This is a genomic window from Knoellia flava TL1, assembly GCF_000768675.1.
Lineage (GTDB): Bacteria > Actinomycetota > Actinomycetes > Actinomycetales > Dermatophilaceae > Knoellia > Knoellia flava.
In genome coordinates, this window is sequence record NZ_AVPI01000001.1 from 113,640 (window position 1) to 136,979 (window position 23,340).

At 71.5% G+C, this 23,340-nt stretch carries 24 protein-coding genes and 1 tRNA gene; 13 read left to right on the forward strand and 12 right to left on the reverse strand.

Translation table 11 applies throughout. The annotated features are described in order from the left end of the window. Positions 1–12 precede the first annotated feature (12 nt). A complete protein-coding gene (locus tag N798_RS00600; protein WP_156971556.1) occupies positions 13–765 on the forward strand; it encodes a hypothetical protein in 753 nt (250 codons plus the stop codon). Positions 766–807: 42 nt separating this feature from the next. On the opposite strand, the gene N798_RS00605 is transcribed toward N798_RS00600, so the two are convergent. The 3 genes from N798_RS00605 to N798_RS00615 form a co-directional block, all read right to left on the reverse strand. Continuing rightward, complete coding sequence (locus N798_RS00605) at positions 808–1,812, reverse strand: inorganic phosphate transporter (RefSeq protein WP_035945380.1); 1,005 nt, start codon at positions 1,810–1,812, stop codon at positions 808–810. A gap of 5 nt (positions 1,813–1,817) precedes the next feature. Beyond that, entirely contained in the window at positions 1,818–2,444 is a 627-nt protein-coding gene (locus N798_RS00610) for a DUF47 domain-containing protein (RefSeq protein ID WP_035945382.1), read from the reverse strand. A 387-nt stretch (positions 2,445–2,831) separates the two neighbouring features. After that, the gene (locus N798_RS00615; RefSeq protein WP_035945384.1) at positions 2,832–3,473 is read right to left on the reverse strand and encodes a hypothetical protein; all 642 of its coding nucleotides are present in this window, start codon (positions 3,471–3,473) and stop codon (positions 2,832–2,834) included. Positions 3,474–3,502: 29 nt separating this feature from the next. On the opposite strand from N798_RS00615, the gene N798_RS00620 reads away from it, so the two are divergent. The 4 genes from N798_RS00620 to N798_RS00635 all read left to right on the forward strand — a co-directional run bounded on the left by N798_RS00620 (position 3,503) and on the right by N798_RS00635 (position 5,359). After that, a complete protein-coding gene (locus tag N798_RS00620; RefSeq protein ID WP_084099909.1) occupies positions 3,503–4,402 on the forward strand; it encodes a crotonase/enoyl-CoA hydratase family protein in 900 nt (299 codons plus the stop codon). Continuing rightward, entirely contained in the window at positions 4,393–4,815 is a 423-nt protein-coding gene (locus tag N798_RS00625; protein WP_035945385.1) for a DUF1810 domain-containing protein, read from the forward strand. The genes N798_RS00620 and N798_RS00625 overlap by 10 nt, the downstream gene beginning before the upstream one ends. A gap of 57 nt (positions 4,816–4,872) precedes the next feature. Continuing rightward, complete coding sequence (locus N798_RS00630; protein ID WP_035945386.1) at positions 4,873–5,187, forward strand: hypothetical protein; 315 nt, start codon at positions 4,873–4,875, stop codon at positions 5,185–5,187. A gap of 99 nt (positions 5,188–5,286) precedes the next feature. After that, positions 5,287–5,359: transfer RNA gene (locus N798_RS00635), tRNA-Lys, on the forward strand. Between the two features lie 6 nt (positions 5,360–5,365). Here the strand turns inward: N798_RS00635 and N798_RS00640 are convergent. After that, positions 5,366–5,887: a hypothetical protein gene (locus tag N798_RS00640; RefSeq protein WP_229708532.1), complete on the reverse strand. Its 522-nt coding sequence runs from the start codon at positions 5,885–5,887 to the stop codon at positions 5,366–5,368. Beyond that, positions 5,884–8,385, reverse strand: coding sequence for a molybdopterin oxidoreductase family protein (locus N798_RS00645; protein WP_035945387.1), 2,502 nt, complete (start codon positions 8,383–8,385; stop codon positions 5,884–5,886). Before N798_RS00645 ends, N798_RS00640 begins: the two co-directional genes overlap by 4 nt. Before the next feature lie 109 nt (positions 8,386–8,494). On the opposite strand from N798_RS00645, the gene N798_RS00650 reads away from it, so the two are divergent. Further along, a complete protein-coding gene (locus tag N798_RS00650; RefSeq protein ID WP_035945388.1) occupies positions 8,495–8,929 on the forward strand; it encodes a hypothetical protein in 435 nt (144 codons plus the stop codon). Between the two features lie 12 nt (positions 8,930–8,941). Here N798_RS00650 and N798_RS17110 read toward each other — a convergent pair whose 3' ends face one another. The 3 genes from N798_RS17110 to N798_RS00665 form a co-directional block, all read right to left on the reverse strand. Next, positions 8,942–9,790, reverse strand: coding sequence for a hypothetical protein (locus N798_RS17110; RefSeq protein WP_156971557.1), 849 nt, complete (start codon positions 9,788–9,790; stop codon positions 8,942–8,944). Between the two features lie 82 nt (positions 9,791–9,872). Continuing rightward, positions 9,873–10,232 carry a TFIIB-type zinc ribbon-containing protein gene (locus tag N798_RS00660; RefSeq protein ID WP_035945389.1) on the reverse strand — a complete coding sequence of 120 codons (360 nt, stop codon included), beginning with the start codon at positions 10,230–10,232 and terminating at the stop codon, positions 9,873–9,875. Positions 10,233–10,295: 63 nt separating this feature from the next. Beyond that, complete coding sequence (locus N798_RS00665) at positions 10,296–11,021, reverse strand: CPBP family intramembrane glutamic endopeptidase (protein ID WP_035945390.1); 726 nt, start codon at positions 11,019–11,021, stop codon at positions 10,296–10,298. A 22-nt stretch (positions 11,022–11,043) separates the two neighbouring features. Between N798_RS00665 and N798_RS00670 the strand changes: the two genes are divergently transcribed. Further along, positions 11,044–12,036 (forward strand): NAD(P)H-binding protein, encoded by a 993-nt coding sequence (locus N798_RS00670; protein WP_035945392.1) that lies wholly within the window; start codon positions 11,044–11,046, stop codon positions 12,034–12,036. 27 nt (positions 12,037–12,063) lie between these two features. On the opposite strand, the gene N798_RS00675 is transcribed toward N798_RS00670, so the two are convergent. From N798_RS00675 to N798_RS00685, 3 genes are read right to left on the reverse strand one after another with little or no spacing between them, the layout of a single operon-like run. Beyond that, entirely contained in the window at positions 12,064–13,299 is a 1,236-nt protein-coding gene (locus N798_RS00675; protein WP_035945394.1) for an SAM-dependent methyltransferase, read from the reverse strand. Continuing rightward, positions 13,296–14,075, reverse strand: coding sequence for a DUF1365 domain-containing protein (locus N798_RS00680; RefSeq protein WP_035945396.1), 780 nt, complete (start codon positions 14,073–14,075; stop codon positions 13,296–13,298). Before N798_RS00680 ends, N798_RS00675 begins: the two co-directional genes overlap by 4 nt. Further along, positions 14,072–15,391 (reverse strand): NAD(P)/FAD-dependent oxidoreductase, encoded by a 1,320-nt coding sequence (locus N798_RS00685; protein ID WP_035945731.1) that lies wholly within the window; start codon positions 15,389–15,391, stop codon positions 14,072–14,074. The genes N798_RS00680 and N798_RS00685 overlap by 4 nt, the downstream gene beginning before the upstream one ends. Before the next feature lie 83 nt (positions 15,392–15,474). Here N798_RS00685 and N798_RS00690 point away from each other — a divergent pair, with 83 nt between their 5' ends. The 3 genes from N798_RS00690 to N798_RS17115 all read left to right on the forward strand — a co-directional run bounded on the left by N798_RS00690 (position 15,475) and on the right by N798_RS17115 (position 18,277). Beyond that, on the forward strand, positions 15,475–16,764 hold the full coding sequence (locus tag N798_RS00690; RefSeq protein ID WP_035945398.1) for a class I SAM-dependent methyltransferase: 1,290 nt from the start codon (positions 15,475–15,477) through the stop codon (positions 16,762–16,764). After that, positions 16,764–17,552 (forward strand): DUF1295 domain-containing protein, encoded by a 789-nt coding sequence (locus tag N798_RS00695; RefSeq protein WP_035945400.1) that lies wholly within the window; start codon positions 16,764–16,766, stop codon positions 17,550–17,552. The genes N798_RS00690 and N798_RS00695 overlap by 1 nt, the downstream gene beginning before the upstream one ends. A 119-nt stretch (positions 17,553–17,671) precedes the next feature. Then, positions 17,672–18,277 carry a hypothetical protein gene (locus tag N798_RS17115; protein ID WP_052116773.1) on the forward strand — a complete coding sequence of 202 codons (606 nt, stop codon included), beginning with the start codon at positions 17,672–17,674 and terminating at the stop codon, positions 18,275–18,277. Between the two features lie 77 nt (positions 18,278–18,354). Here the strand turns inward: N798_RS17115 and N798_RS00710 are convergent, their stop codons facing one another. Continuing rightward, positions 18,355–19,608 (reverse strand): DUF445 domain-containing protein, encoded by a 1,254-nt coding sequence (locus N798_RS00710; RefSeq protein ID WP_035945733.1) that lies wholly within the window; start codon positions 19,606–19,608, stop codon positions 18,355–18,357. A gap of 40 nt (positions 19,609–19,648) precedes the next feature. On the opposite strand from N798_RS00710, the gene guaB1 reads away from it, so the two are divergent. Genes guaB1 through N798_RS00725 form a run of 3 tightly spaced genes read left to right on the forward strand, consistent with a single transcriptional unit; the run spans position 19,649 to position 23,291 of the window. Next, the gene (gene guaB1 / locus N798_RS00715) at positions 19,649–21,085 is read left to right on the forward strand and encodes a GMP reductase (protein ID WP_035945735.1); all 1,437 of its coding nucleotides are present in this window, start codon (positions 19,649–19,651) and stop codon (positions 21,083–21,085) included. A 31-nt stretch (positions 21,086–21,116) separates the two neighbouring features. Beyond that, a complete protein-coding gene (locus N798_RS00720; protein ID WP_035945405.1) occupies positions 21,117–22,076 on the forward strand; it encodes a hypothetical protein in 960 nt (319 codons plus the stop codon). A 3-nt stretch (positions 22,077–22,079) separates the two neighbouring features. Next, positions 22,080–23,291: a cysteine desulfurase-like protein gene (locus N798_RS00725; protein WP_035945407.1), complete on the forward strand. Its 1,212-nt coding sequence runs from the start codon at positions 22,080–22,082 to the stop codon at positions 23,289–23,291. Positions 23,292–23,340: the final 49 nt, after the last annotated feature.

Genomic DNA, 23,340 nt, shown 5'->3' on the forward strand with positions numbered 1-23,340 from the left:
TCGAAGGTCTCCATGACGTTGCTCGACGACCGCAGGACCAGTCGAGCCGACGAGTGGCGCCAGTTCCATCGCGGGCGGACGCCACCCGGTCATGTGGTCGTGGCGAGCCGTCGTGCACACCTCACGCCGACGCGAACGGTCGTCGACTGCGCCCGCGACCTTCACCCACGAGACGCCCTCGCCATCATGGACGCTGCGATGCGCCGAGGGCTGACCTCGCTTCCTCAGCTGCGCGACATGCGCCGCCACCAGCGCCAGTTGCCGGGGATTTCCGGCGTCGACACGCTGCTCCGAATCTGCGATCCGCTGCGCGAGAACTGGCTGGAGTCAGCCTCGGCCTGGGCAGTCCATGCCTCCGGGCTTCCTGCCGGAGTGCCTCAGGTGACCGTCCTCGATGCGGCGGGGAGGTTCGTTGCACGGGTGGACGCGTTGTGGCCGGAGCTGGGCGTCGTCGGCGAGGCGGACGGCCGGGGCAAGTACGAGATCGGGGCGGAACCCGGTGAAGGCACAGACGTCTTCTCGATCATGCGGACGGCGATCCACGAACAGCGCGAGCGCGAGGACCGATTGGGAGACCTCGGACTCGTGGTCTGCCGGTGGGGGCAGCGCGATGCGCTGGCGATGACCCCGCTGGCGGACCGCCTGCGGTCAGCCATCGAGCGGGCCGAGCCCGCGCGGGTCACTGCCCGCTACCGGTGCTCATGCTGCAGCCGCGACCTGACTGATTGCGCAGGAGCGACACGAATCGCCCGTCTGGGGGCCTGAAACTGTCGCTCCTGCGCAATAAGTCGGGATCAGCGCGGGGGGTCAGAGGCCGATGATGAGCTTGAGGAGGAGGAAGGTGAGGGCGGCGACGATGCCGGCGCCGGGGAAGGTGAAGATCCACGCGCCGACGATGTTCTTGGCCACGCCCCAACGCACTGCCTTGACCGACTTCGTCGAGCCGACGCCCATGATCGCCGAGGTGATGGCGTGGGTCGTCGAGATCGGGGCACCCGTGGCGGTCGCAACGTAGAGCACGGCGGCAGCCGTCGTCTCCGCCGCGAAGCCCTGCGGCGGGTCGAGGTGGATGATGCGGCGGCCGAGCGTACGCATGATCCGCCACCCACCGGCATACGTGCCGGCGGAGATGACCACGGCGCTCATGACGAGGACCCACAAAGGGATCGCGTCGTCGCCCTCGGCGGCGAACCCACCGACCGTGAGCGCGAGCACGACGACACCGGCGGTCTTCGCGGCGTCCTGCATCCCGTGACCGAACGCCATGGCGGCAGCGGACACGGTCTGCGCGTAGCGGAAGTTGCGGTTGACCTTGCCCGGGTGTCCACCCTTGAACAGCCACAGGATGGCCGTCATGACGAGGAAGCCCACGATGAGCCCGACGATCGGGGAGGCGATCATCGGCAGGATGACCTTCTCGAGCACCGCTCCCCAGTGCACGGTGGACGAGGCAGCGATCGCCGCCCCGCCGAGGCCGCCGATGAGGGCGTGCGAGGAGGACGAGGGCAGGCCGTACCACCACGTGAGCATGTTCCACGCGATGGCGCCGACGAGGCCGGCGGCACAGATCGTCAGGCCGACCTTGCCGGCGGGCGCGTCGATGATGCCGCTGCCGACCGTCTTGGCGACCTTGGTGCCGAGGAACGCTCCGGCGAGGTTGGCGATGGCCGCCATGCCGAGCGCGATGCGCGGGGTGAGGGCACGGGTTGACACCGACGTCGCGATCGCGTTCGCGGCGTCGTGAAAGCCGTTGGTGTAGTTGAAGCCCATCGCCAGCGCGACGACGAGGGCCACCGGGATCCAGCTCTCCACGGTGGTCAGGACTCCTTGACGGCGATGCTCTCGACCTTGTGGGCCACGGTCTCGAAGGCGTCGGCCGCGGCCTCGAGCTCGTCGATGAGCTCCTTGTGCTTCATCACCGTGATGGCGTCGGCACCCTCGGCGTTGAAGAGCTCGGCGAGCATGCGGCGGTAGGCCTTGTCGGCGGAGTTCTCGAGGCGGTTGATCTCGATCCAGAAGGAGCTGAGGTCCTTCATCGAGCGCAGCCGCGGCATCGCCTCGACGGTGACCTCGGCCATCCGCGAGAGGATCTCGACCTGCTTGACGACGCCCTTGGGGAACGTGTCGATCCGGTAGAGCGCCACGAGGTCGGCCGCGGCGTCCATGTGGTCGACGCAGTCGTCGAGCGCACTGGCCAGACCGTGGATGTCCTCACGGTCGAAGGGCGTGATGAACGAGCTGTTCACCTTGCGGATGAGCTCGTGCGTGGACTCGTCGGCGGAGGTCTCCACCTCGTCCATGCGCTTGGCGATCGCCTCGCGCTCCTCCTGGCTCTGTGCGCCGAGGATGGCGGTGAGCTCGGCGGCGCCTTCGACGAGGTGCGCGGCGGACTGGGAGAACAGGTCGTAGAACCCGGTGTCCTGGGGGGTCAGGCGGAAGCCCACGTGAGTGCTCCGAAAAGGCTCGAGGTCAACGGTCGCGGACAAGGCTACGGCCTCCCGGCCAGATCCACGTCATCGGCCGTTACCGCTCGGTTCGCCTTCGCGCAACCCGTGCGACTCGTGTGACGCGGGAGGCCCCCGGGACGAGAAGCGGTGCCGGACCGGGAGCGCCTCACGGCGCGTGGCCGCTCGTAGCGGCTGAATTTGGGACCCGGGGCTGCCGCGGTCCGGCACCACCACGAGAGCCTAACGCGCCGATGCCCCGAGTCTGTTCCCGAACCACAATCCCGTATGCCGTCCGCCCACCGACACTCTCGTCCCACCGGAGCTTCGGTCACCGTTGCGTCCGGCAAGATGCCGGTGGAGCCACCACAGTTGCGGACGCAAGCGTCAGTCGAGCTCGTCGGCCCGCCACAGCCGGGCGCACGCGACGAGGTCCTCGCCGGTGCGTTGCATCGCCGCGGCGCTCGTCGTGAGGGCTCCGGCCCAGGCCGGGTCGGTGTCGTCGCGGTCGTGTGCGAGGTCGGCCCGGCCTGCGGCGACGACCGAAGCGAAGGCCGCCGCACGCTCCAGCGCGACCGCGAGGTCACCCTCGAAGACGCCCGTGAGGATCTCGTCCGCGAGCGACTTCACCTCCTCCGGACCCGGGGGCTCGGCCACCCCGGCGACGGCGTGGGCGACGTCGGTGTACCGCACCCCCGCGGCGTACTGCCTGCTCGCCTCGACCGGCTGGCGACGCACCCACTCGCGGACGGCATACAGGCGCCAGAGGGCACCGGGCAGGCTGCGCGCGGGTCGTCCGGCCCACAGGTCGGCGACCGTCGACAGGCCCAGCTCGTCGACGAGCGCGACGAGTCGTGCGGTGACCTCGGGGTCGTGGGCGGCTCGCCCGGTGCCGACGAGGACGGCGGCGGTCTGGTGGGCGATCTCGGTCGTCTCGGCGGGACCCGGAAGGGTGCCACCGTGCGCCTCGAGCGCGTCGGGACCGAAGTGCACGGGACGCCGAGGAAGGCTGCGGCCACTGTCTGTCACGCTCCCATCCTGCCCCGTACGTTGGGGAGATGATGTCCACCGACGGCCCGCCCGCCTACGAGACCCTGCTCTGGGAGGTCTCCGACGACGGGATCCTCACGCTCACGCTCCACCGGCCCGACGCGCTCAACGCCTTCACGGTGACGATGGCGCGCGAGCTCGAGGACGCCTTCAGGCGGGTCAACGACAACGACACGGTGGCCGCCGTCGTCGTCACCGGCTCGGGGCGCGCCTTCTGCGCCGGAATGGATCTGTCGCGCGAGGGCAACGTCTTCGGGCTCGACGAGTCGCTGGCGCCGACGCTCGACGACATGCGCGAGCGCCTCGACTCCCCTGAGATCGCGGACGGCGTGCGCGACACCGGCGGTCGCGTCGTGCTCGCCATCTATGACTGCACCAAGCCGGTCATCGCCGCGATCAACGGCCCCGCCGTCGGCATCGGCGCGACGATGACCCTGCCGATGGACGTGCGGCTCGCATCGACGTCGGCGCGGATCGGCTTCGTCTTCGGACGGCTCGGGATCGTGCCCGAGGCCTGCTCATCGTGGTTCCTGCCGCGGCTCGTCGGCATCTCGCGGGCGCTGGAATGGACCTACTCCGCCGACGTCCTCACCGCCGAGGAGGCCCTCGACGGAGGCCTGCTGCGCTCGGTGGTGGAGCCGGAAGCGTTGCTGGACACGGCATACGGGCTCGCTCGTCGCTTCGTCTCGGGACGCTCGCCGGTCGCGACCGCACTGACCCGGCAGATGATGTGGCGCAACGCCGCTCAGCCGCACCCGCTCGAGGCGCACCGCGTCGACTCGCTCGCGATGTGGTGGACGAGCGTGCACGACGGCCGCGAAGGCGTGGCGGCGTTCCGCGAGAAGCGCGCGCCGGAGTTCACGTCCGCGGCATCGCGAGACTTGCCGAAGTGGTTGCCGTGGGACTGAACCGGTTCGTCGAGGCGCAGGACGCCGGCGGCACCTATGCGACGGCGCTCGCCGAGCTGCGCCGCGGCCGCAAGACGAGCCACTGGATGTGGTTCGTCTTCCCCCAGGTCGAGGGGCTCGGCCGCAGCGAGATGGCGCAGAGGTATGCCGTGTCGGGGCTTGCGGAGGCGCGCGCCTACCTCGCGGATCCCGTTCTCGGACAGCGGTTGCGCGAGTGCGCCGAGGTGCTGCTCGAGCTCGACGAGCCGGATGCGGTGGCGGTATTCGGGTCCGTCGACGCGATGAAGCTGCGGTCGTCGATGACGCTCCTCTCGTGCGCTGCGGAGGTCGAGCTCGACCGGGCGCTGTTCGACGGGGTGCTCGAGAAGTGGTTCGACGGCGAGCCGGACCCCGCGACCCTCGAGCTGCTGTGACGGTCCCTAGGACCACATCCGGCCAGGCTCTTCGGAGAACGAACCCATATTGTGCGCATGACGAAGGAGACGCGAGCAGCCGCGAACAGCCGCCTGCGGATCTCTCTGGCGGTGGTCGGGGTTGGGCTCGTGGCCGCAAGCATGTTCGCCTTCGCCGACGGTGAGGTCGGCCCGGGCGCGGGCATCCTCACGGTCGGGGTGGTATTCCTCATCGCTGCGGCCGCCGCCTGGTCGCCGCGTGGTCCCGCGTCCTTGGCGAACCTCAACCGCTACCAGACGTCGTCCGACAGTGGCTACGTCCCTCCCGTCGGCGACAGCGGTGGGGACAGCCGCGGCGGGGACGGTGGCGGCGGGGGCGGAGGCGGGGACTGACCCACGACAGGGAGCTCGACCTGGTGGCGCACGACCGGCTCTGCCGTCGCCCGCGGAGTGCCGGGTATCGTCGGCGCACGTGCGAGCCGGGCTCGCGCAGGGCCTCTAGCTCAATTGGCAGAGCTGCGGACTTTTAATCCGTAGGTTGTGGGTTCGAGTCCCACGGGGCCCACCGACGTCAGCCGGTGACCATGATCTGCGCGGCTGACTCCTTGAGCTTCGCCTCGGCCCACTTCATCTGGCGGACCGTCTCGGGGTGGCAGTCCTCGGCGAGCTTCTGGAGCTCGCTGTCCTTGAGCGCCTTGGCCGTCTGCAGGAGCACCTCCCAGTCGAGCGAGACTCCTGCTGCCTCGCGGTGCAGGTGGCGCAGGTCGGCGAGCAGGAGCAGACCCGGCTCGTGGAACCGGCCCATGAGCTCGGACCCCTTCTGCTTCGCGGTCGCGAGGAGGCCGCCGGGCTCGGCCGGCTCCGCGTCGAGGTCGAGGCCGCGCGAGCGCCCGACCTCGGCGAGACGACGGACGTGTTCCTGGGACCAGCCGGCCAGGTCGCGCGCGACGTGGAACACCTCGTGGTCGGCCTTCTGCTGGTCGGCCAGGCTGAGCAGCGCCTCGACGAGGCCGTTCTCGGCGCGGTGCAACTCCTCGACCGCCGCACCGACCTTGTTGCCCCTGAGGCTGCGCAGGGTCTGGGTGATCTTCACGACTCCTCCTCGCTGGTCCCGATGCGTTCGTCGACAGCGGCTGACTCCCCACCCCGGGTCGCCTGGACGGACCCACCCACGGGGCGGGAGGCGGTCGTCGTCGGCGCCGGGGCCGGGGTGCCGTCAGTGCGGGAGACGAGCGTGGCCGATGCCGCGGCCGTCTTGAAGATCGGCTGCTTGGACGCGGGGTCCCACTCGGTGATCGTGAGCTCGTTCGCCGCTCGGTCGCGCGCCGGCTGACCGCCGTTCTCACCGCCGTTCCCGCCGGCCGACGCTCCCGTGTCACCCGTGTCCCGGTCCCAGTAGCCGTAGTGGAACGGCAGGAAGAGCACGCCGTCCCGCACGCCACTCACCCGGACCCGTGCAGTCACCTCGCCGCGCGGGGTCGCCACGCGCAGCACGTCGCCCTCCGACCAGCCCTCGCGGGCGGCGTCGCGCTCCGACGCCTCGACCCACACCTCCGGCGCCGCCGCCGCGAGCTGCGGGGCGCGACCCGTCTTGGTGCGCGTGTGGAAGTGGTAGAGCGTCCGGCCGGTGATGAGCTGGTAGGGGTACTCCGCCGAGGGCAGCTCGTGCGGCGGCAGGTAGTCGGCGGACCGGAGGATCGCCCGGCCCTCCGGGTTGAGCGCCTTGTAGGCGTCGGCGTCCTCGGGGGCGCCGGTCACCATGTCCTTGCCGTAGCTCTCGCAGTCGTCCGGCGCGGCCCGGAACGCACCGTCCACGTAGATCCGCTCCGTGCCGTCGGGTGCGTCCTCGGTACACGGCCACTGGATGCCGCTCGGCCCACGCAGCTTCTCGTAGGTCATGCCCGAGTAGTCGCAGGGGCGTCCGCGGCTGCACTCCTTCCACGCCTCGAACGCCTCCTCGGGCGTGCTCCACTTGACGAGCGGGGCTCCGTCCTTGTCGCGCAGTCCGAGCCGGTGCGCGTAGTCGACGAGGATGTCGAGGTCCGGGCGGGCCTCGCCGGGCGGCTCGACGGCCTTCTCGGAGAGGTGGACCGTGCGGTCGACGTTGGTGAAGGTTCCGGTCTTCTCGCCCCAGGTTGCCGCCGGCAGCACGACGTCGGCGAGCTCGGCCGTCTCCGTGAGGAAGAGGTCCTGCACGACGAGGAACAGTCGGTCCTGCGACAGGATCGACCTGATCCGCTCGAGCTCTGGCAGCGAGACGGCCGGGTTCGTGCCGGTGACGTAGAGGAAGCGGATCGACCCGTCCTCGACGTAGCGCATGATCTGCATCGCATGGGTGGGCGACGTCCAGTGCGGGATGTCGGTCGGCTCGATGTTCCACACCTTCGCCAGTTCGGCGATGTGGCTCTCGTTGTGCCAGTTGCGGAACCCCGGCAGGTCGCCGTCCGCGCCGGCCTCGCGCGTGTTCTCGGCGGTCGGCTGGCCGTTCATCTGCAGGACGCCGCACCCGGGGCGCCCCAGCATCCCTCGCAGGATGTGGATGTTGTTCACCTGCACCGACGCGGCGGTCGCCTGGTGCGACTGGTAGAAGCCCTGCAGCACCGTCGACATCAGCCGCTCGGCAGTCCCGATGACCCGTGCCGCCTCGCGGACGTCCTCGACCGGCACGTCGCAGACCTCGGCCGCGCGCTCCGGCGGGTACTTCGCCACGACCTTCTCGAGATCCGCGAGCCCCACCGCGTGCTTCTCCACGTATGCCGTGTCGACCCATCCGTTCTCGACGAGCTCGTGGATGAGGGCGTTGAGGAGCACGAGGTTGGTGCCCGGACGGGGAGCAAGGTGGACCGTCGCCCGCTCGGCGACCGGTGTCCGGCGCGGGTCGACGCAGACGAGCCGCGGTGGGTCCACGCCGTCGAGCCGGTCGAGCATGCGCGACCACAGCACGGTCTGCGTCTCGGCGACGTTGTGCCCGAAGAGTGCGATGACGTCTGCGTGGTCCACGTCCGTGTAGGAGCCGGGCTGGCCGTCGCATCCGAACGACTGCTTCAGTGCCTCCGCGGCGGTCGCGGTGCACAGGCGCGTGTTGCCGTCGACGTGGATCGTCCCGATCCCGCCGTGCGCGATGAGCCCGAGCGTGTAGTACTCCTCGAGGAAGAGCTGCCCGGTCGTGTAGAACGCGACCGAGCTCGGCCCGCGCTCCTCGAGGAGCTCTGTCGTGCGGCCGGCCACCGCCGCCATCGCGGTGTCCCAGTCGGTCTCGACGAGCCGGCCGTCGCGGCGGACGAGTGGTCTCGTCAGCCGGTCGGCGGACGCGTTCGCCTGCCACCCGAAGAGGTCCTTGGGTCCCAGTCGTCCGTGGTTGACGCGGTCACCGGCCCGGCCCCGGACACCGACGATCCGTCCGTCCTTGACGGCGATGTCCATGGCGTCGCCGTTCGAGTGCAGCAGCGAGGCCGACTGCACCCACGCGTCGACGTCGGACTCGGCCAGACCGTCCTCGAGGCGACAGTCGACCCTGACCGGCCACGGCTCCCCAACGGCATACGGTGTGCGGCTCCCCCACGGTTCGGCAATGCGGTCGATGGACGTCACCCCGACGACTTACCCGACATCTGTGCCCACAAACGCGGACGTCCGCACTCTCCCGTGCCACCCTTCTGGGCGTGCCGTGGTGTCGTCAGCCACGCATAGCATCGGGGTCATGCGATCCGTCGACGAGGCCCACTCCCGCCCCGAGGGCACCAGCGACGCGACGGTCGAGGCCGTCGGGAAGCTGTCCGAGGCGTTCGAGGTGATCGAGGAGGCACGTGGCTCGCTCTATGCCTTCCACCGCAACCTCGGTCGCGCCGACCTCACCCTCGGCGAGGCCGTCAACAAGCTCCGCGAGGCGGGCCACGACGAGATCGCCGACGAGATCGAGGCCGACCTCCTCGGCCGCAACGTCCTCGCCGGGCGGTGGACCTTCCAGGTCGTCGAGGAGTTCGACGACGGCTACTACACCGCGTTCCGCGAGCACGACCGTCGGGTGCGCGACGCGCTCATGGGCGGCCGGCGCCACGTCTTCGAGGCCGAGATGAAGCAGGAGCGGCGGACCTACGATCGTCCGGGACACGAGGCCACGCCCGACGACGTGTGAGGGCGCAACGCCTCACATCGGCAGTGGAACTCCCTTGTCCCGCAACGTGTGCGCCAGGGCGAGCAGCACCATCGAGACGAGGATCGATCCGAGGAAGCCGCGCAGACCGCTGATCCGCCGGTCGAGGGGCCGGTCGGGGCGGCGACGGATCCCGACGAGCTCGAGGACGGCATACGCGAGCACGCCGGAGGCGGCCGGAAGGGTGAGCGTCACCCAGAACCAGAACCACCGGGTCCCCACCCGCGGCGCCGGCCCCAGGACGAGGAACGCGAAGAGCGCCAGCCCACCGAACGACACGGCGTTGGTGACCCACGACCCCTCGGAGAACTCGAAGGGCTTCATCGGCACCTGGGCCTCGCGGAGCTGTCCGACGATGGCGGTGGACTCCTCCGTCGCGGGCTCCTGGTAGTCGTCACCCCTGCTGCTCACACCGGTGGACGAGGCGACCTGCCAGCCGGGGTCGCCCCAGGAGCGCCACACGAGGATGCCGCCGAGCGGGTCGCCCTTCGGCGGGAGATAGACACCCTCGCCCGTCTCGTCGAGGTCGCCACGCATCGTGGACGCCTGGGCACGCGTGAGGTCGAGTGGCCCCGACTCAAGCCGCTCGGCGGCGTACCACTGCTGGACCGAGCCGTCGGCGATGTCCCTCTGCAGCTGCTCGAAGGTCGAGGCCCGCAGTCCGGTCTGCCACGCGGATGCGAGGAGGACGGCGACGACCGCCACGACCACGCCGCCGAGGGCGACGACGAGGCGGTCGCGCCACCCAGCCCACGTGCGTGGTTGCTCCGGCGTCGCCGCGGGCGGCGCCGAGATCGGCGCCGCCGGGCCCTGCTTGGCCTCGTCCCCCACCCCGACCGTCATGGATGAAGAGTGGCACGACAAACCCCCGCTGACCAGATGTCAGCGAGGGCCTGCGAGTCAGTGGCGCCGAGCGCCTCGCAGATCAGTCGAAGAGCTCGCCGAGGAAGGACTTCTTGCGGCGGTAGCCGGGCTGGCCGTAGTAGCCCCGGCCCGAGGTGGAGTAGCGCGGCGCGTGGCCGTAGGGCTGGGCCGCGGGCTGGCCGTAGGGGCCCTGCCCGTATGCCGGTTGCTGCGGCGCCGCTGCGGGCGGCGGTGCCTGCTGGGACTGCTGCCCCTGCTGGGAGGGCCCGGCGTAGTAAGCCGCCTCGGCGTTGACGAGCGCCTCGAGCTCACCACGGTCGAGGAAGAGGCCACCACAGCCGGTGCACTGGTCGACGTGGACCTGGTTGCGCTCGTAGCTGCGCATCTCGGATCCGCACTTGGGACACGTCAGGGTGCTCATGCCCGCTCAACGACCGACACCCACGGCGAGTGCCCGGTCGGCGTCCCGACTTCCGACGAGCCGTCAGCGGGCCGCGTCGAGCACGACCGGCAGGAGGAAGAGCATGCCGAGCGACCACGTGAGGTGGGTGACGATCGGGCCGAGAATGCCGCCGGTGACGCGTCGCTGGAGCCCGACGACCATCCCGACGAGCGCCGCGGCGAGGACGAGCAGGGCGATTCCCGAGCCGGCGACGACGAGCGCATAGACCACGGTCGTCACGAGCACCGCGTGCCGGCGGCCGACCGCGGCGAAGAGCGAGCCACGGAAGAAGAGCTCCTCCGCGACACCGTTGACCGCGGTGATGACGGCGACGACCGCGAACGACCCGAACCGGGCGTGGTCGAGGAGGCGGTCGACCGGCTCACGGAGCCCGGGGATCCGTGCGACAGCGACGGCCCCGACGAGGAAGAGTCCCAGCAGCATCGTGCCGAGGACGAGCGACTGCACCACGGACCTGCTCGGGCGGTCGCCCGCGCGCGTGTGCGCGAACCCGAGGTGGAGCGGCCCGGACATCAGCGCGCCGAAGGTCCACACGGCCGCGAGTGCGAGGGTCGCCGGATAGAAGAGGTCGTTGCCCGGTTCGATCCGCAGTGCCCAGGCGTTGACGCCCAGCCCGACGACGAGGGTGGCGAGTGCGACGACCCGACGCCGCTTGAACGCCCAGTCGCTCTCGGTGTGGTCGCGCGGGACCGGCGTCACGAGGGCAGCGTTGAGGAATCTCCGCAGTTCGTCGACCGGATTCGCCATGACGAGTGAGACGATGCCACAGATGACTTCCTCCCAGCAGCCTTCAGTCCTCGTGACGGGCGCGACCGGCTACATCGGGTCCCGTCTCGTGCCGGTGCTCCTCGACGCCGGGCTGCGGGTCCGCGTCCTCACCCGCTCCGCCGACCGGCTGCGCGCCCGTCGCTGGGCCGACGACGTCGAGGTCGTCGAGGGTGACGCGACCTCGCGCCAGGACCTCGACCGAGCCCTCGAGGGCATCGACGTCGCCTACTACCTCCTGCACTCGATGGACGGCAAGGACGACTTCGAGCAGCGCGATCGCGACCTCGCCCGCACCTTCGGGCTCGCCGCGCAGGGTGCCGACGTCGGCCGCATCGTCTACCTCTCCGGGTTGCACCCCGACAGTGGCCACCTCTCCCCCCACCTCGCGTCTCGGGTCGAGGTCGGTGACCTGCTCATGGCCTCGGGCGTGCCCACGGTGGTGCTCCAGGCAGCGATCATCATCGGCTCGGGGTCGGCGTCGTTCGAGATGCTGCGCCACCTCACCCGCAAGCTGCCGGTCATGGTGACGCCGAAGTGGGTCAACAACCGGATCCAGCCGATCGCCATCGCCGACATCCTCCACTACCTCGTCGGTGCGGCGACCGTCGAGGGCGACGTCAACCGCACCTTCGACGTGGGCGGGCCCGAGGTCCTCACCTACCGCGAGATGATCCAGCGCTTCGCCCGCGTCGCCGGGCTGCGAGAGCGGGCGATCCGCACCGTCCCCGTCCTCACCCCGGGCCTCGCGAGCCACTGGGTCGGGCTCGTCACCCCCGTGCCGTCGGGCATCGCCAAGCCGCTCGTCGGCAGCCTCATCCACGAGGTCGTCTGCCAGGAGGACGACATCGACGACGTCGTCGGACCCCCGCGGGGCGGCAAGACGGGCTTCGACGACGCCGTCCGCGCGGCGCTCGACGGTGCCAAGGACCGCCCCGAGCCGGGCACGGTTGACCCGGCCCGGCTCACGGCCGCCGACCCCGACTGGGCCGGCTGAGCGACGACCCCGCCGCCCGGCCGCGGGTCAGTCGCGGCGCATCGTCACCTGGGCGACGTCGAGGTAGCCGGACGCGAACCCCGCCTCGCAGTAGGCGAGGTAGAACTCCCACATCCGCTTGAACGTCTCGTCGAAGCCGCCGCCCTCGATCCGCGGCCACGCCTCGAGGAACTGCATCCGCCACCGGCGCAGCGTCTCGGCGTAGTCGCCGCCGAACGCCCGGACCCCGCGCACCCGCAGACCCGTATGCCGTCCGGTCACCTCCGAGATCGCGTCCAGCGACGGGATGAGGCCACCGGGGAAGATGTACTTCTGGATCCAGCCGTAGGAGTTGCGGGTGGCGAGGTAGCGGTCGTGGCCCATGAGGATCGCCTGGACGACGGCCGTCCCGCCCGGGGCGAGCAGCGCGTCGATGGCGGAGAAGTACGTGGGCCAGTACTCCTCACCGACGGCCTCGATCATCTCGACGGACACGACGGCGTCGAACTCGCCGGACACCTCGCGGTAGTCCTGGAGGCGCACCTCGACGCGGTCGGACAGGCCGGCTGCGGCGATCCGCTCGCGGGCGAGCGCCTGCTGCTCGCGCGACAGGGTGATCGTGAGGACGTCGGCGCCGCGGGCGGCGGCGCGCAGGCTCAGCTCGCCCCAGCCGGTGCCGATCTCGAGGACGCGGGACCCTGCACCCACCCCGGCGGAGTCGAGGATGGCGTCGATCTTGCGGTGCTGGGCCTCCACGAGGTCCTGCTCGGCCAGCGGCCGGCTGTGGTCGAAGAGGGCCGAGGAGTAGGACATCGTCGGGTCGAGGAAGGCCGCGAAGAGGTCGTTGGAGAGGTCGTAGTGCGCCTCGATGTTGGCCCGGCTGCCGACGAGCGTGTTGCGGGTGCCGGTGGGCAGCGCGCGGTCGACGATGCGGCGCATCGAGAGGACCGGCTTGGGCAGCAGGCGCCCCATGCGGGCGGCGAACGGGAGCAGCGCCTGGGCGAGGTCGGTGCCCGGGGCGGCTCGCCAGTCGCCCGCCATGTAGGCCTCGCCGAGACCGATCTTGGGGTGCTCCTCGAGACGGCGGTAGAAGGCCTCCGGCCTCACCACGTCGAGGGTCGGGCCGTCGGGCGTGCCACCGCCGACGTGGGTGCCGTCCGGGTAGCGGACGTGCACCGGCAGGCCGGCGACGATGCGGTGCACGAGGGCACGGGCGACGGCGCCTCGGGTGAAGAGGGCTCGCGCGGTCGGGAGCTCGAGCGGTGGCAGGGCTTCGGAGGTCATCGGACACTCTCCTCGTCGTGGGCGGGGCGGGGCTGGACGGGCAGACGGCGGGCCCACAGGCGGATGCCGTGCATCCGGATGAGAGCCGTCACCCGTTGGGGCATGAGGGGGTGGCGGGCGACGGTGCGCACCACCGACGTCGGCGTCGCCGGGACGACCGCGCCCTCGACGACGGCCGTGAGGACGAGCTCGCCCTCGCGGTGCAGCCGGATGCCGACGGACACCCGGTCGGCGTCGAGGTGGAAGCGGATCGCGTACTCCCCGGACGTGTCGTTGAAGGGCGAGACGTAGAAGTCCTTGTCCACGGTGGCGGCACCGCCGGGATCCGGACGGACGGCATACGCGTGTCGTCCGCCGTAGGTGTTGTGCACCTCCACGACGACGCCGCGCAGGGCCCCGCCCGCGGTGAGGCACCAGTAGGCGGTCATCGGGTCGAAGACGTGCCCGAGGACCCGCGCGTGGGTGAGGGCGACGACCCGGGTCACCCCGTCGACGGGGATGCCGGAGCGCTCGAGGCAGCGCAGGACGTTGGCCTTGAGCTCGGACAGCGACCCCGCACCGGCGAGGTGGTCCTCGGCATGGAGGCTCGCGACCGGACGCAGCCAACGCGGGAGGGTCGGCGGGTCGTCGAGGTCGACGAGCCACTGGTAGTGCCGGTGCGTGAAGGTGTGGCGCATCGGCGTGTGGCGCGTGTGGTGGACCTGCCCGACGACGAGAGCGGGGAGTTCGGGGAGCGTCACGACCTGGTCGGTGACGGCGGGCCGGACCTCGGTCATGTCCAGGCGACCCCGAGCGCCCGGGCCGCCTCGACGCCCGATCGGCAGCCGTCCTCGTGGAAGCCCCAGCCCCAGTGGGCGCCGGCGAACGCCGTTCTGCCCGTGGTGATCTCGTCACGCCGGCGCTGCGCGCGGACGGCGGCGAGGTCGTGGATCGGGTGGGCGTAGTCCATCACCGCGACGATCGAGTCGGGGTCGATGAGCGCGGTGGCGTTGAGGGTGACGTAGAGGGGATCGGAGGCCGGGAGGCCCATGAGCCGGGTCATGTCGTAGGTGACGACGGGCCCCGTCGCCCCGGTGTCGTGGCCGGGCCTGGCGACGCGGTAGTTCCACGACGCACGCGCCCAGCGCGCCGAGGGGAGCAAGGAGTCGTCGCGGTGGAGCACGGTCTCGTTGCGGGAGTAGCGGAAGGTACCGAGGACCTCCTTCTCGGCGGGCGTCGCGTCGACGAGCAGCGCCAAGGCGTCGTCTGCGTGGGTCGCGAGGACCACGTGGTCGAACCGTTCGGCGCCACCCTCGCGGGTCGTCACGGTGACGCCGTCGTCGTCGCGCTCGACCGCGAGGACGCCGGAGCCGCGTCGGACGTCGGGGAGGCGGGCCGCGAGTGCCTCGACGTAGGTCGCCGACCCGCCGACGACGGTGCGCCACTGGGGCGAGCCGGTGACGCTGAGCATGCCGTGGTGGTCGAGGAACTGGAAGAGGTAGCGCGCGGGGTAGTCCATCGCGTCACCGCGCCCGCTCGACCACACGCACGAGACGAGCGGGACGGCATACAGCTCGACGAAGCTCTCGGGGAAGTTCCGGGAGGCGACGAACTCGCCGTAGGTCGTCTGGTCCTCGTCGGTGGTCTCGGCGAGGAAGGCCGACGCCTCGGCGTGGAAGCGCCGGACCGAGCGCAGCATCGTGACGAAGTCGCGGTCGAGCAGCTGGCGTGGGCGGGCCAGGAAGCCGGTGATGCCGCGGCCGCCGGCGTACTGCATGCCGGTGGACGGGTCGAGGATCGACATCGACATCTCGGTGTCGCGGACCTCGATCTCGAGCTCGGCGAAGAGCCGCTGCAGGTGGGGGTAGGTCCGGTCGTTGTGCACGATGAAGCCGGAGTCGACCCGGACCTCGGCGGCGCCATCGGGCTCGCTCGCGTCCGCGCGTGCCCGCGCGCGCGAGGGGATCGTGTGGGTGTGGGCGTGGCCGCCGAGCCGCTGCTCGGACTCGAAGAGGGTCACGCGGTGCTGCCGGGAGAGCACGTGCGCAGCGGTGAGGCCCGAGACTCCGGAGCCGACGACGGCGGTGCGCGGTGCAGCGTCAGTCGAGGTCATGCCGTCCATTCGTGGCGCCGGTGGGATTGGATGGGTCCATCTTGGGGCCAGCCGGCACCAATCTCTGCAGGAGGCGGCCCCGAATGTCGACCGTGAGCACTTCGTCACCCGATCTTGCCCTGCGCATCGCCGACGCTCTGGTCCCCCTCCTGCGTGGGCCGTTGCCGGTGGGGCTGAGGGTCTGGGACGGCTCGCGGGCGGGGCCGGAGGAGGGGCCGGTCGTCGCCCTTCGCTCACCGAGGGCGCTCCAGCGGCTCCTGTGGTCGCCGGGCGAGCTCGGCGCGTCTCAGGCCTACGTCACGGGCGAGCTCGACATCGAGGGGGACGTCGGAGAGGCCCTCGACCTCGCGCGCGAGGCGCTCTCGGCCCGCGGGGTCACCGGGCTCGGCGTGGGCGTGCTCGCCCGCACCGCACCCAGGCTGGTCGCGTTGGCGCGCGAGCTGGGAGCGTTCGGTGCCCCGCTGGCCGCACCGGCCAGCCAGGCGCGGCTGCGCGGCCGGCTCCACTCGCTCGGGCGCGACCGGTCGGCGATCAGCCACCACTACGACCTCTCCAACGACTTCTACGAGCTGCTCCTCGACCCCCACATGGCCTACTCGTCGGCGTGGTGGAGCGACATCCCGTCGGCCACCGGCCAGTCGCTCGAGTCTGCGCAGGCCGCCAAGCTCGACCTCGTCTGCCGCAAGATCGGCCTCACCGAGGGCGCGCGGTTCCTCGACGTCGGCTGTGGCTGGGGCTCGCTCTCCCTGTATGCCGCGGAGCACTTCGGCGCGCAGGTCACCGGCGTGACCATCGCCGCCGAGCAGAAGCGGTTCATCGACGCCCGCGTCCGCGAGCGCGGGCTCGAGGACCTCGTGACGATCCGGCTGCAGGACTACCGCGACGTCGCCGACGGCCCCTACGACGCCGTCGCCTCCATCGAGATGGGCGAGCACGTCGGGCAGGGCAACTACCCGACCTACGTCTCCGTGCTGCGCGAGGCGGTCAAGCCGGGTGGTCACGTCCTCGTCCAGCAGATGTCCCGGCGCGGCCGCCACCCGGGGGGTGGGCCGTTCATCGAGTCGTTCATCGCGCCCGACATGCACATGCGCCCCGTCGGCGAGACCGTCGAGCTTCTCGAGGCCGGCGGGCTCGAGGTCCGTGACGTCCACGCCATGCGGGAGCACTACGTCTGGACCGTCGACGCCTGGCTCGACACCTTCGAGAAGAACTGGGCGGCGGTCGTCGACCTCGTCGGCGAGGAGGTCGCGCGCGTCTGGCGGCTCTACCTCGTCGGTGGCGGCCAGGCGTTCCGGGACGGGCGCATGGGCGTCGACCAGATCCTCGCGCGTCGCCCCGGCGGTCCGATGCTCGCCCATGAGACGGTGCGCTGATGGGCCGCTTCCTCGTCGTCACCCTCCTGTCGCTCGCGACGTCCGCCGTCGTCATGACCGTGACGGCGCTCGTCGCCCGCCGCCTCGGCAAGGTCAGCGTCGTCGACATCGCCTGGGGCCTCGTCTTCGTGGCGATCGCCTGGGTCTGCACCCTCGTCGGTGCCGGCCCACGTCCGCTCCTGCTCGCCGTGCTCGTCACCGTGTGGGGCGTGCGCCTCGCGTGGCACATCCGCCGGCGCGCGCTCGGCGCCGGTGAGGACCCGCGCTACGAGAAGCTCCTCTCCGCGGCGCCGCCCGAGAAGCGCTTCTCGTATGCCGTCCGCCGCGTCTTCCTCGTCCAGGGGCTCGCGGCCTACCTCGTCTCCATGCCGCTCCAGGTGGCGGCGGCGGCGGACAGCAAGCCGCTCGGCTGGGTCGCGGCGCTCGGCCTCGTCGTCTTCGTCGTCGGCGTCGGCTTCGAGGCGATCGGCGACCTGCAGCTGGCGCGCTTCAAGGCCGACCCGTCCAACAAGGGCAGGATCATGGACCGCGGCCTGTGGGCGTGGACGCGCCACCCGAACTACTTCGGCGACTCGGCCGTGTGGTGGGGACTGTGGGTGATCGCGGCCGAGGTGTGGCCGGGCGTGCTCACCGTGTTCTCGCCCGCGATCATGACCTACTTCCTCGCGTTCGCCACGGGCGCCCGGCTGCTCGAGTCCGAGATGGCCAAGCGCCCCGGCTACGCCGAGTACATGCAGCGCACGTCGATGTTCTTCCCGCTCCCGCCCCGCCGCAGCCGCGCCACCTGAGGACGTCGGCGCTGATCAGCGCCACTTTTTGGGCTGACGGCCCGCCACCGATCGGCCCTGGACCTCACTACCGTCGATGACGAGGACAACCCTCACGTCATCGAAGGAGAGTGATCCCTATGGACCCCATCTGGTGGTGGGTCGTCGCAGCGGTGGTGCTCGTCGCCCTCGTGCTGCTCCTCGTGCCGCAGATGCGGCGACGTCAGGAGGAGTCGCGAAGGCGTCAGGCTGCCGAGGTGCGCGAGGAGGCGCAGGAGCACTCGCAGGTCGTGCGAGAGCGTGAGGCGCACGCCGCGCAGGCCGAGGCCGAGGCGCGTCAGGCGCGGGCCGAGGCGGAGCAGAAGCTCGCCGAGGCAGAGAAGCTCGAGACCGAGGGCCACCGGCGCGGGCAGACCGCGGCCGAGGCGCGCGCGGAGTACGACGAGAAGCTGCAGCGGGCCGACGAGCTCGACCCGGACGTCGACGCCGACGGTCGACGTGACCGTGGCGTCGTCGACGGCGACCGCGACGTGCGGGCGAACCGTGACGATGTCGCCGACCGCGACCGAGACGGCTTCGGAGACGGCGACAGACGGCTCGACCGTGACGACCTGCCCGGCCGTGACCGTGGCGACGTCGCCGCCCGCGAGCGCGACCGCGACGGCTTCGGAGACGGCGACGGGCGGCTCGACCGTGACGACCTTCCTGGTCGCCACGAGCGGGACGACGTCCGCCGCGACGTCTGACCGGTCGTCCGACCGACACCCCGTGCACCGTGAGTCGCACGGGGTGTCGTGCGTCCCGGGGGCGGGGATCCTCCGGGTCAGGCGGCGACGGAGGCGACGGCGTGGATGACGATGCCAGCGAGGGCGCCGACGATCGTGCCGTTGATGCGGATGAACTGGAGGTCGCGGCCGACGTGGAGCTCGATGCGCTCGGCCGCCTCACGACCGTCCCACTGCTCGACGGTCACCGAGATGACCTCGGCGAGCTCGGAGCCGTAGGTGTTGACGAAGAACGACACCGCCTCGCCGAGGTGGCCCTCGAGCCGCGTGCGCCACGCGTCGTCCTCCACCAAGTGGCGGCCGAGGTGCTCGAGCAGCTCGTCGCCACGCGTGTGGAAGTAGGACGTGGGGTCGTCCATCGCCGTCTCGAGGGCGGTCGCGAACGAGCGCCACAGGCCGACCGCCGTCTCCGGGACCTGCGGGTGTGACAGGAGCCGCTCCTTGAGCGACTCGGCCCGCGCCATAACCTCGGGGTCGGACTGGAGGTCACCGGCGAGGCGGGTGAGCAGCTCGTCGAGGGCGACCCGGGCCGGGTGGCCGGGCGTGACGCGGATGTCGCGCAGCCACGTGAGCACCTGCTGGTAGCTCCAGTTGATGACCTTGTCGTCGACCCACGGCGGCGACCACCACGGCGCCCGCTCGCCGATGACCGACGCGAATTTCCCGGGGTTGTCGCTCAACCAGCCGTGGAGCTGCTCGAGCCCGAGGTCGACGAGACCGTGGTGGGTCTGCTCGTCGACGACACCCTCGAGCAGCGACCCGGCGATCGGGCTGATCGGCTCCTTCGCCAGCCGGGGCAGGAGGAAGTCCTCCATGACCTCTCGGACGTCGTCGTCGGACAGCCGGCCGAGCCCCGCCCGCGAGACCCGGACGACCTCGGTCATGACCCGTCGCCGGTGGGCGGGCACCGAGAGCCACGTCCCGAGCCGCTCCCCCACCCGAGCCGCCGCCAGCCGCTCGCGGGCGATCTCCTCGGTGAGGAAGTTCTCGGTGACGAAGTCCTGAAGGTTGCGGCCGATCTCGTTCTTGCGCTTGGGGATGATCGCCGTGTGCGGCACCGGCAGCCCGAGCGGGTGGCGGAAGAGCGCCGTCACCGCGAACCAGTCCGCGAGCGCACCCACCATGGCGGCCTCCGCACCGGCGTTGACGTAGCCGAGCCAGCCCGAGTCCGAGCCGAGCGTCACGGCATACACGATCGCGGCGAGGACGAGGAGCGAGAGGGCGACGGCCCGCATGCGGCGCAGGCCCACGCGGCGCTGGTCGTCGGCGGGCGACGGGGCGAGGAGGCTCACGGCCACGATCCTGCTACACGACGGCTCCTAGACTGTGACCGTGCATTTCCTCAACGGCCTCCAGCCCCAGTTCGACCTCACGTACGACGACGTCTTCATGGTCCCCAACGAGTCCGACGTCACGAGCCGCCTCGACGTCGACCTGAGCACCGAGGACGGCACGGGCACGACGATCCCGCTCGTCGTCGCCAACATGACCGCGATCGCGGGCCGCCGGATGGCCGAGACGACCGCCCGCCGCGGCGCGCTGACGATCATCCCGCAGGACATCCCGGTCGAGGTCGTGAGCGAGGTCATCGGCTGGACCAAGCGCCGACACCTCGTCTTCGACACCGCGATCACGCTCGACCAGCACACGACCGTCGGCGAGGCGCAGGTCCTCCTCGGCAAGCGCGCGCACGGCGCCGCGGTCGTCACCGAGGGCGACCGCCCCGTCGGTCTCGTGACCGAGAAGGACCTCACCGGCGTCGACCGCTTCGTCCAGGTGCACGACGTCATGTCGCGCGACCTCGTCACCGTGACCGACGACGTCGACGTCGTGGGGGCCTTCGACACCCTCAACGAGAGCCGCCGCCGGCTTGCCCCCGTCGTTTCGGCCGACGGCACCCTCGTCGGTGTCCTCACCCGTCAGGGCGCGCTGCGGGCCAACCTCTACTCCCCCGCCGTCGACGCCGACGGCGCGCTGCGCATCGGCGCCGCGGTCGGCATCAACGGCGACGTCGCCGCCAAGGCGTCGCAGCTCCTCGAGGCCGGCGCCGACGTCCTCGTCATCGACACCGCCCACGGCCACCAGCGCAAGATGCTCGAGGCGCTCAAGGCCGTGCGCGACCTCGACCCGCAGGTCCCCGTCGTCGCCGGCAACGTCGTGAGTGCCACGGGCACCCGCGACCTCATCGAGGCGGGGGCCGACATCGTCAAGGTAGGCGTCGGTCCGGGTGCGATGTGCACGACGCGCATGATGACCGCTGTCGGTCGTCCGCAGTTCTCGGCCGTGCTCGAATGCGCCTCTGCCGCACGGGAGCTCGGCAAGCACGTCTGGGCCGACGGTGGCGTCCGCCACCCGCGCGACGTCGCGCTCGCCCTCGCCGCCGGTGCCTCCAACGTCATGATCGGCTCGTGGTTCGCGGGCACCCTCGAGTCGCCGGGCGACCTCTTCACCGACGAGAAGGGGCGCCAGTTCAAGGAGTCCTTCGGCATGGCCTCCTCGCGCGCCGTCCGCAACCGCACCGCGACGGACTCGGCCTACGAGCGCGCCCGCAAGGCGATGTTCGAGGAGGGCATCAGCTCGGCACGCATGTTCGTCGACCCCGCCCGGCCGTCGGTCGAGGACGTCATCGACGAGATCATCTCGGGCCTGCGGAGCTCATGCACCTACGCCGGGGCGCGCACCCTCGCCGAGTTCCACGAGCGCGCCACCGTCGGCATCCAGAGCACCGCCGGCTTCGCCGAGGGACGACCGCTGCACCAGTCCTGGTGACACCAGTCCTGGTGACCGGCGCAGGCTGCCCGTGAGGTCCCGTCCCCCGTGGGCGTATGCCGTCCTCGCGGCACTCGTCGTCGCCCTCGCCGTGGGTGCCGCGTGGCTCACGCGGCCGTCGACGGAGGGCCTCGAAGGCGTGTGGGAGGCCGCGGCCGTCGACGGTGAGGTGCTCGGCGGCCGGGCCCTCGTCGCGACCGACGACAACGTCGCGGTCGACCTCGTCTCGGGCACACGAATCACCCTCGGCTCGGTGCGGGGTGGCACCCGGGCCATCGGCGCCGGCCGGCTGCTCGTCCTGCGCGACGACGGTCCCCGCCCCACGCTCGACGGGGCCGGGCTCGACGGCGGGTCCCGCTGGACCTGGCAGGGACCGCCAGCTCACCGCGTGACCTTCGTGGCCGCGGCCTCGGCGACGACGGTCGTCCAGGCGTGCGGCGGCACCCCGGTCGCCTGCCGCCTCATCGGCGTCGGCACCAACGGCAGGGAGTCGTGGCAGGTCCAGCAGCCGACGGCGTCGGGCACCGAGGCGCCGGCCATCGGCGCCGACGGCAACCTGCCGACGGTCGGGGCCCTGCCGACGAAGGACGGGACCGTCGTGCTCGTCGACCCCACGAGCAGCCGGATCCTCCTGCGACCGCCGGCCGTGGCCTCCGTGGGCCGCGACGGCGCCCTCACGCTGAGCGCCCCCTCGGGTGGCGACTGCCGTCGCACGACCTTCACGACGCTCGACCGGTCCTCGACGACGACCTCGCCGGGGTCGTGCGACGCGTCGCCCCCGGCCTCGGCAACGGACACGACGGTCCGCGGAGGAGGGCGTGCCCACGCCTGGTGGTGGCCCTTCGGCGACGGCCACGCGACGCTCGAGGTGGGCGGCCGGCATACGGGCCGCGTCGTGGGCGACGACCCCCTGCGGGCGCTGCGCGTCGACGACGACGGGATCACGGTGCGGGAGGGTGAGGTCGTGCGTCGCTACGCATGGCAACGTTGAGCCATGACGTACGACGTGGGCGCGGTGCGCAGCCTCTTCCCTTCGCTGCTCGAGGGAGCGGCACACTTCGACGGGCCAGGCGGCTCGCAGACCCCAACCCCTGTCGCGGATGCGGTGCGCGACACGCTCGTCTCCGCGATCTCGAACCGCGGTGACGTCACCCCGAGCGAGCGCCACGCCGACGCGGTCGTCACCGAGGCGCGCGCGGCGATGGCCGACCTGCTCGGCGCCGACCCGCGCGGCATCGTCTTCGGGCGGAGCGCGACGGCGCTGACCTACGACCTGTCGCGCGCGCTCGCGAAGACCTGGCAGCCCGGCGACGAGATCGTCGTGACCCGGCTCGACCACGACTCCAACATCCGGCCGTGGGTGCAGGCGGCCGAGTCGGTGGGCGCGGTCGTCAAGTGGGCGGACTTCGAGCCGGACACCGGTGAGATGCACTCAGCCGCGGTCACCTCGCTCCTCAGCGACCGGACGCGGCTCGTCGCGACGACCGCCGCCTCCAACCTCATCGGCACCAAGCCCCCCGTCTGCAAGATCGCCCGCGCCGTCCATGAGGTCGGCGCCCTGCACTGGGTCGACGGGGTGCACGCGACGGCGCACGCGTCAGTGGACCTGCCCTCGCTCGGCGTCGACTTCTGGACGTGCTCGCCCTACAAGTTCCTGGGCCCGCACCTCGGCGTCCTCGCGGCGTCGCCGGAGCTGCTCGAGACGCTGACGATGGACAAGCTGCTGCCGTCGAGCGACGCCGTGCCCGAGCGGTTCGAGCTCGGCACGCTGCCCTACGAGCTGCTCGCCGGCACGACGGCCGCGGTCGAGGTCCTCGCCGGGCTCGACCCGTCGGCGACCGGGTCGCGTCGCGAGCGGATCCTCGCGTCGTTCGCGGCGCTGGAGGAGCACGAGCACCGTCTCCTGTCCCGTCTCGAGGCAGGCCTGCTCGGTATGCCGGGTGTCCGCCTGTTCTCGAACGCGCGCAAGCGCACGCCCACCCTGCTCTTCACGGTCGAGGGGATGACCGCGCAGGAGGTGCGGCGCGGGCTGGCCGAGCACGGCGTCAACGCTCCGGCGTCGCACTTCTACGCAATCGAGGCCTCGCGTCACCTGGGGCTCGGCGACGAGGGTGGCGTCCGGGTCGGGCTCGCCCCCTACACCGATGACAACGACATCGACCGCCTCCTCGCCGCCCTCGCGGACCTCACCCCCTCACGTACCTAACTCGCCAATTCCTCCCGTTCGGTACGCCGAGCCCTGTACCGAACGGGAG

What these genes read in the sequence shown, in the direction of transcription:
- N798_RS00665 (WP_035945390.1), bottom strand. Translation starts at nt 11,021, where the DNA reads ATGGCGAATCCGGTCGACGAACTGCGGAGATTCCTCAACGCTGCCCTC.
- N798_RS00725 (WP_035945407.1), top strand. Translation starts at nt 22,080, where the DNA reads ATGACGTACGACGTGGGCGCGGTGCGCAGCCTCTTCCCTTCGCTGCTC.
- N798_RS17110 (WP_156971557.1), bottom strand. Translation starts at nt 9,790, where the DNA reads ATGACGGTCGGGGTGGGGGACGAGGCCAAGCAGGGCCCGGCGGCGCCG.
- N798_RS00675 (WP_035945394.1), bottom strand. Translation starts at nt 13,299, where the DNA reads ATGACCTCCGAAGCCCTGCCACCGCTCGAGCTCCCGACCGCGCGAGCC.
- N798_RS00690 (WP_035945398.1), top strand. Translation starts at nt 15,475, where the DNA reads ATGTCGACCGTGAGCACTTCGTCACCCGATCTTGCCCTGCGCATCGCC.
- N798_RS00680 (WP_035945396.1), bottom strand. Translation starts at nt 14,075, where the DNA reads ATGACCGAGGTCCGGCCCGCCGTCACCGACCAGGTCGTGACGCTCCCC.
- N798_RS00660 (WP_035945389.1), bottom strand. Translation starts at nt 10,232, where the DNA reads ATGAGCACCCTGACGTGTCCCAAGTGCGGATCCGAGATGCGCAGCTAC.
- N798_RS00620 (WP_084099909.1), top strand. Translation starts at nt 3,503, where the DNA reads ATGATGTCCACCGACGGCCCGCCCGCCTACGAGACCCTGCTCTGGGAG.
- N798_RS00630 (WP_035945386.1), top strand. Translation starts at nt 4,873, where the DNA reads ATGACGAAGGAGACGCGAGCAGCCGCGAACAGCCGCCTGCGGATCTCT.
- N798_RS00600 (WP_156971556.1), top strand. Translation starts at nt 13, where the DNA reads ATGACGTTGCTCGACGACCGCAGGACCAGTCGAGCCGACGAGTGGCGC.
- N798_RS17115 (WP_052116773.1), top strand. Translation starts at nt 17,672, where the DNA reads ATGGACCCCATCTGGTGGTGGGTCGTCGCAGCGGTGGTGCTCGTCGCC.
- N798_RS00685 (WP_035945731.1), bottom strand. Translation starts at nt 15,391, where the DNA reads ATGACCTCGACTGACGCTGCACCGCGCACCGCCGTCGTCGGCTCCGGA.
- N798_RS00695 (WP_035945400.1), top strand. Translation starts at nt 16,764, where the DNA reads ATGGGCCGCTTCCTCGTCGTCACCCTCCTGTCGCTCGCGACGTCCGCC.
- N798_RS00650 (WP_035945388.1), top strand. Translation starts at nt 8,495, where the DNA reads ATGCGATCCGTCGACGAGGCCCACTCCCGCCCCGAGGGCACCAGCGAC.
- N798_RS00670 (WP_035945392.1), top strand. Translation starts at nt 11,044, where the DNA reads ATGACTTCCTCCCAGCAGCCTTCAGTCCTCGTGACGGGCGCGACCGGC.